Source organism: Vibrio sp. MOR3 (assembly GCF_001557775.1).
In the GTDB taxonomy this organism is placed as follows: domain Bacteria; phylum Pseudomonadota; class Gammaproteobacteria; order Enterobacterales; family Vibrionaceae; genus Vibrio; species Vibrio jasicida.
Map to the genome: position 1 here is coordinate 1 of NZ_LNRD01000034.1, position 2,203 is coordinate 2,203.

A 2,203-nucleotide genomic window follows, 5' to 3' on the forward strand; every position below is an offset into this window, starting at 1 on the left:
AATCTGGAAAACTGATTTTAAGTTCTACTACACATTCAATCGTTCTTGCATTGAGTCCATCAAAACCCCTTGGGTGTTGTATGGTTAAGCCTCACGGGCAATTAGTACAGGTTAGCTCAACGCCTCACAACGCTTACACACCCTGCCTATCAACGTTCTAGTCTCGAACAACCCTTTAGGATACTTAAAGTATCAGGGAAGACTCATCTCAGGGCTCGCTTCCCGCTTAGATGCTTTCAGCGGTTATCGATTCCGAACTTAGCTACCGGGCAATGCGTCTGGCGACACAACCCGAACACCAGAGGTTCGTCCACTCCGGTCCTCTCGTACTAGGAGCAGCCCCCTTCAATCTTCCAACGCCCACGGCAGATAGGGACCGAACTGTCTCACGACGTTCTAAACCCAGCTCGCGTACCACTTTAAATGGCGAACAGCCATACCCTTGGGACCGACTTCAGCCCCAGGATGTGATGAGCCGACATCGAGGTGCCAAACACCGCCGTCGATATGAACTCTTGGGCGGTATCAGCCTGTTATCCCCGGAGTACCTTTTATCCGTTGAGCGATGGCCCTTCCATACAGAACCACCGGATCACTATGACCTGCTTTCGCACCTGCTCGAATTGTCATTCTCGCAGTCAAGCGGGCTTATGCCATTGCACTAACCTCACGATGTCCAACCGTGATTAGCCCACCTTCGTGCTCCTCCGTTACTCTTTGGGAGGAGACCGCCCCAGTCAAACTACCCACCAGGCACTGTCCGCAACCCCGATAAGGGGTCGACGTTAGAACATCAACACTACAAGGGTGGTATTTCAAGGACGGCTCCACGCAATCTAGCGACTGCGCTTCAAAGCCTCCCACCTATCCTACACATGTAGGGTCAATGTTCAGTGCCAAGCTGTAGTAAAGGTTCACGGGGTCTTTCCGTCTAGCCGCGGGTACACTGCATCTTCACAGCGATTTCAATTTCACTGAGTCTCGGGTGGAGACAGCGTGGCCATCATTACGCCATTCGTGCAGGTCGGAACTTACCCGACAAGGAATTTCGCTACCTTAGGACCGTTATAGTTACGGCCGCCGTTTACCGGGGCTTCGATCAAGAGCTTCGACCGAAGTCTAACCCCATCAATTAACCTTCCGGCACCGGGCAGGCGTCACACCGTATACGTCATCTTACGATTTTGCACAGTGCTGTGTTTTTAATAAACAGTTGCAGCCACCTGGTATCTGCGACTCTCGTCAGCTCCATCCGCAAGGGACTTCACCATCAAGAGCGTACCTTCTCCCGAAGTTACGGTACCATTTTGCCTAGTTCCTTCACCCGAGTTCTCTCAAGCGCCTTGGTATTCTCTACCCGACCACCTGTGTCGGTTTGGGGTACGATTCCTTACAATCTGAAGCTTAGAGGCTTTTCCTGGAAGCATGGCATCAATGACTTCACTACCGTAGTAGCTCGACGTCGTGTCTCAGCCTTAAGAAGAGCCGGATTTACCTAACTCTTCAGCCTACGCACTTGAACCTGGACAACCGTCGCCAGGCCCACCTAGCCTTCTCCGTCCCCCCATCGCAATTGTAAGAAGTACGGGAATATTAACCCGTTTCCCATCGACTACGCCTTTCGGCCTCGCCTTAGGGGTCGACTTACCCTGCCCCGATTAACGTTGGACAGGAACCCTTGGTCTTCCGGCGAGGAGGTTTTTCACCCCCTTTATCGTTACTCATGTCAGCATTCGCACTTCTGATACCTCCAGCATGCTTTACAACACACCTTCAACGGCTTACAGAACGCTCCCCTACCCAATGAAGTAAACTTCATTGCCGCAGCTTCGGTTTATTACTTAGCCCCGTTACATCTTCCGCGCAGGCCGACTCGACCAGTGAGCTATTACGCTTTCTTTAAATGATGGCTGCTTCTAAGCCAACATCCTGGCTGTCTGAGCCTTCCCACATCGTTTCCCACTTAGTAATAATTTGGGACCTTAGCTGGCGGTCTGGGTTGTTTCCCTCTCCACGACGGACGTTAGCACCCGCCGTGTGTCTCCCGGATAGTACTTACTGGTATTCGGAGTTTGCAAAGGGTTGGTAAGTCGGGATGACCCCCTAGCCTTAACAGTGCTCTACCCCCAGTAGTATTCGTCCGAGGCGCTACCTAAATAGCTTTCGGGGAGAACCAGCTATCTCCAGGTTTGATTGGCCTTTC

Annotated in this window: 1 rRNA gene; it reads right to left on the reverse strand. The window is 52.0% G+C overall.

The features are described 5' to 3' along the window. Nucleotides 1-80 precede the first annotated feature (80 nt). Nucleotides 81-2,203, reverse strand: a 23S ribosomal RNA gene (locus ATB76_RS26675); the annotation flags it as partial.